At 57.8% G+C, this 4,606-nt stretch carries 3 protein-coding genes; 2 read left to right on the top strand and 1 reads right to left on the bottom strand.

All coding sequences use genetic code 11. The features are described 5' to 3' along the window. The first annotated feature begins 102 nt into the window (after positions 1-102). Positions 103-738, top strand: coding sequence for a PIN domain-containing protein (locus ACNKID_RS10460; protein WP_417913377.1), 636 nt, complete (start codon positions 103-105; stop codon positions 736-738). A gap of 344 nt (positions 739-1,082) precedes the next feature. Continuing rightward, positions 1,083-3,938, top strand: coding sequence for an excinuclease ABC subunit UvrA (gene uvrA / locus ACNKID_RS10455; RefSeq protein WP_417913376.1), 2,856 nt, complete (start codon positions 1,083-1,085; stop codon positions 3,936-3,938). Between the two features lie 81 nt (positions 3,939-4,019). On the opposite strand, the gene ACNKID_RS10450 is transcribed toward uvrA, so the two are convergent. Then, positions 4,020-4,376: an HNH endonuclease gene (locus ACNKID_RS10450; protein WP_417913375.1), complete on the bottom strand. Its 357-nt coding sequence runs from the start codon at positions 4,374-4,376 to the stop codon at positions 4,020-4,022. Between the last annotated feature and the right edge of the window lie 230 nt (positions 4,377-4,606).

Here is a 4,606-nt window from a genome sequence, read left to right as displayed (position 1 = left end):
TTGTGCATTTCACTGGGCCGGATGCGCTCCAGCCCGGTGATATAATCATGGTGACGATCAACCATGCTGGCCAGCATTCTCTGAAGGGCGAGCTGGCGGCGCGTGAAAACTAATTACGTTCTCATTGACTACGAAAACGTGCAGGTGCAATCTCTTGCCCTGCTCAAAGGCGCGGAATTTCAGGTGAGGGTCTTTCTTGGCCCGAACAACACCAAGCTGCCGGTGGAGCTGGTCACGGCCATGCAGAGCTTAGGCAGCCGGGCGGAATACATCGTGCTGCAAAGCTCCGGCAGCAACGCGCTGGATTTCCATATCGCCTACTACTTGGGCGTGCTGGCTGCGGCTGATCCGGCTGGATACTTTCACATAATCTCCAAAGACACCGGCTTTGACCCGCTGATTCAACACCTGAGGCAGCAGAAAATATTTGTGGCCCGCTCTGCGGCGACAGAGGACATGCCCTGCTTCAAAGCGGCGGCCAGCGCGGCTGCTCCGCAGACGGAAAGCAAGACTGCGCCGCTTTCCACCGAAGAGCTGCTTAAGCTGGTGATTGATGATCTGATTAAACGGAAGGCATCCAAACCTGGCACGGCAACAACATTGCGCAGCACCATTCATGCCCGCTGCGGAAAGAATCTGCCCGAATCTCGTATTGACGCAGTGTATAACACGCTGATCAAGCGCGGTTATGTCAAACTTGATGGAGATAAAGCAAGCTACGCCCTGCCTGCCTCATGATTGCAGAATGATTCTGCCTCCTGTTATTGCATGTAGATATTCCCCCCTGCTGTTTCCCTGAACACGAATCAACGCATTCGTGCTAAGTCCGAGCATGCTTGCGGTCGGACTCCAAGCATGCTTGCGGTCCGACTCCGAGCATGCTTGCGGTCGGACTTCAAGCATGCTTGCGATTGGACTCCGAGCATGCTCGCAACAGGACTGCGCTGCTCCGCCTAGTGCGCCAGCATCTTCCGCGTGTTTTTCTTGACAAGACCCTGCCGCAGCTTTACAACACAAGCCTGTGCGCTGGCGCAAGAGGCAGAGCCGCCTTTTCCTTTCATACTTCCTTGGGTGCATACGCCGTGAGCAGCGAACCTCAATTCATCTCCGTGCGCGGGGCGCGGATGCACAACCTGAAAAATATCTCGGTTGACCTGCCCCGCAACCAGCTGGTGGTCTTCACCGGCCTGTCCGGTTCTGGCAAGTCCACCCTCGCCTTTGACACCCTCTACGCCGAAGGCCAGCGCAGGTATGTGGAATCGCTTTCCACCTACGCCCGCCAGTTTCTCGGCCAGATGGACAAGCCGGATGTGGATCTGCTGGAAGGCTTATCACCGGCAGTCTCCATCGAGCAGAAGACCACTTCCAAAAACCCGCGCTCAACAGTCGGCACAGTCACCGAAATTTATGACCATCTGCGCCTGCTCTTTGCCCGCTGCGGCCAGCCGCATTGCCCGCAGTGCGGCCAGATGATCGCCTCGCAGTCTGTGGAAGACATGGTCAATGCCTTGCTGTCCCGCTCCACAGGGGAAAAGTTGATTCTGCTTGCGCCCTTGATCACGCGGAAGAAGGGCAGCCACGAGCAGCTTCTGGCCAGTCTGCGCAAGGACGGCTATGTGCGGGCGCGGCTGGACGGCGAGATTGTTTCGCTCAATGAGGAGATCAAGCTGACCAAGAACACGGCCCATACCATCGAGGCGGTGATAGACCGGATTGCCATCAAACCGGACAGCCGCCGCCGCTTGGATGAGTCGGTCTCGGCAGCAGTGCGCCTGAGCAACGGCACCATGCTGGCCCTGTTCCCGGACAGCGGCGAAGAGCAGCTGTTCTCCGAGTCGGCGGCCTGTCACCGCTGCGGCATATCCGTGTATGAGCTTTCCCCGCAGCTCTTTTCGTTCAACAGCCCGCAGGGTGCCTGTCCAGAGTGCAGCGGCCTAGGCGTGAAGCAGTTCTTTGCTGAAGCCTTGATTGTGCCTGATCAGAGCCTGAGCCTGCTTGAAGGAGCCATTGCGCCGTGGGCAAAGAACAAGCTCTCGGCGCACACTGAGCACTGGATTCAAACCCTGTCGGCACAGTACGGCTTTGATCCCAGCACGCCCTTCAATCAGCTACCTGAGCAGGTGCGGCAGATCATCCTGCATGGCTCTGGCGGCAAGCAGATGGAGTTCCGTTATCAGCGCGGCCAGCGGCAGGTGGTTTCGCAGCTGGCCTTTGAGGGCGTAATACCGCGCATGGATCGCATCTACCGTGAGACCTCCTCGGCTTGGGTGCGCGAGGATTTGACGCAGTATATGAACGAGCAGCCTTGCCCGGTCTGTCTGGGCGAGCGGCTGAAACCAGAGGCTTTGGCTGTGCGCCTCAGCGGCTGGACGATCAACGCCCTGACCAAGCTCTCGATAGATCATCTGCTTGATGAGCTGGAGCAGCTGGCCTTTACGGAACGGCAGCAGCTCATTGCCAGGCCGGTGCTGAAAGAGATCAAGGAGCGGCTGGGCTTCCTGCGCGGGGTTGGTCTTGGTTATCTTTCGTTGGAGCGCAAGGCGGGCACGCTGTCTGGCGGCGAGGCGCAGCGCATCCGGCTGGCCTCGCAGATCGGTTCGCGCCTGGCTGGTGTGCTGTATATCTTGGATGAGCCAAGCATCGGCCTGCATCAGCGCGACAACAACAAGCTGATCACCACCCTGCTCAGTCTGCGCGATTTGGGCAACACGGTGATCGTGGTCGAGCACGACACAGATACCATTGCCGCCGCCGATCATGTGCTGGATATAGGACCCGGCGCGGGCGTGCACGGCGGCGAGGTCTTGTACTCCGGCCCTGTGCCTGGTCTGCTGGATTGTGAACGCTCGCTGACCGGAGCTTACCTCTCTGGAAGGATGTCCATTCCTGTTCCTAAAGAGCGGCGGCCTGTGCGGGAAGGGGAAGGCGGCGGCCTCATGATTCACAAGGCGGCGATCAACAACTTGCAGCAGCTCAGCGTCCGCTTTCCGCTCGGCGTGATCACCTGCGTCACTGGTGTTTCCGGTTCAGGCAAAAGCTCGCTGGTGATAGAGACCTTGTACAAGGAGGCCATGCGCCTGCTTCAGGAAAAGCACAGCGCAAGCGGACTGCTTTCCGGTATAGAACACATCGACAAGGTCATTGATATTGATCAAAGCCCGATAGGTCGCACGCCACGCTCGAACCCTGCCACCTACACCGGCGTACTTGCGCCCATCCGCGAGCTGCTTGCCCAGCTGCCCGAAGCGCGGGCAAGAGGCTATAAGCCGGGCCGCTTCAGCTTTAATATCAAGGGCGGACGCTGTGAAACCTGCGAGGGCGACGGCGTGCTGCGCATTGCCATGCACTTCCTGCCGGATGTGTACGTGACCTGCGAACGCTGCGCAGGCAAACGCTACAATCGCGAGACCTTGGAAATCAAGTACCGGGGCAAGAACATTGCTGACATCTTGGCGATGACCATTGAGGAGGCCTTGCAGTTCTTTGAGAACATCCCGCCGATCAAGAACAAGCTGCAAACCCTGCTCGATGTGGGCTTGGGTTATCTCACCCTAGGGCAATCCTCGGTCACGCTCTCCGGCGGCGAGGCGCAGCGAGTCAAGCTGGCGCGGGAACTGAGCCGCCGTGCCACTGGCCGCACCTTATATATATTAGATGAGCCGACCACTGGCCTGCATCCGGCGGATATCCAGCACCTCCTGCACGTGCTCGGCAGGCTGGCAGACAGCGGCAACACCATTGTGGTGATTGAGCACAACTTGGATGTGATCAAGACCGCAGACTGGGTCATAGACATCGGCCCGGAAGGCGGTGACGGCGGCGGCAAGCTGGTTGCCTGCGGTACGCCGGAGCAGGTGGCAGGGTGTGATGAGTCGTTTACGGGGCAGTTTCTCAGGCAAGTTTTAGCAGTGGGGCAAGGGCAGCAGTCAACAGCATAAAGCCCGCCAAAAGCGTTGGTTGGTACGAGGAAAACGGAGAGATGCGCAGGAAACACCCTGCGCTCTCCACAGCCTGCGGCACTACCGATGGGCAGCAAGATGTTGCAGTGATTTGGGGTGCCATTTCCCTTTATTGAGCCGCCGCTGCACATGCTCTTTATATTGAGAGGGAGAAGGCGGACGTTTTCTTTGATGGCGTGCTTGGTTGCAGAAGAGACAGGCAGCAACAATATTGCTTTGCTCGTCACCGCCACCATCGCAGCGAGCCTTCAGGTGTTCTGCTGTGCACCTGAATCGTTCTGCCTCTGCTGCTGAAATTGCGTGTTGAACCGCAAATCCTTCCTTGTCATCAAGCCAGATAGGTTTTTGGCAATAATAACAGAGTCCAGCTTGCTTGCGGAATGCTTCGGATCGTGGTTTGGAGAGTTTGCTAGACATGAACAAGCTCCTAAAGATTAATAGAAGCCCGCTCACCTTGAGGTATACACGGGAACCAGCCGGGTTATCGTGCTGGCGAATTGCAGCCTTGTCAGGACAGCAATTGCAGTCTCTTCCAAGAGACTGCATGATCATAATGCCCTGTTCACCAATGCAAGTCAACAAGTTTGATAAGGTCCATGCTCCGCCAGAAGGACAGGGCAGCCCTCATGCGCAAGCCGCTCCGCTGC

Source organism: Candidatus Electronema sp. TJ (assembly GCF_048287355.1).
Classification (GTDB): Bacteria; Desulfobacterota; Desulfobulbia; order Desulfobulbales; family Desulfobulbaceae; genus Electronema.
The sequence above is the reverse complement of the archived record's forward strand: the minus strand, read 5'-3'. Positions and strand labels throughout refer to the sequence as shown.

What these genes read in the sequence shown, in the direction of transcription:
- ACNKID_RS10450 (WP_417913375.1), bottom strand. Translation starts at nt 4,376, where the DNA reads ATGTCTAGCAAACTCTCCAAACCACGATCCGAAGCATTCCGCAAGCAA.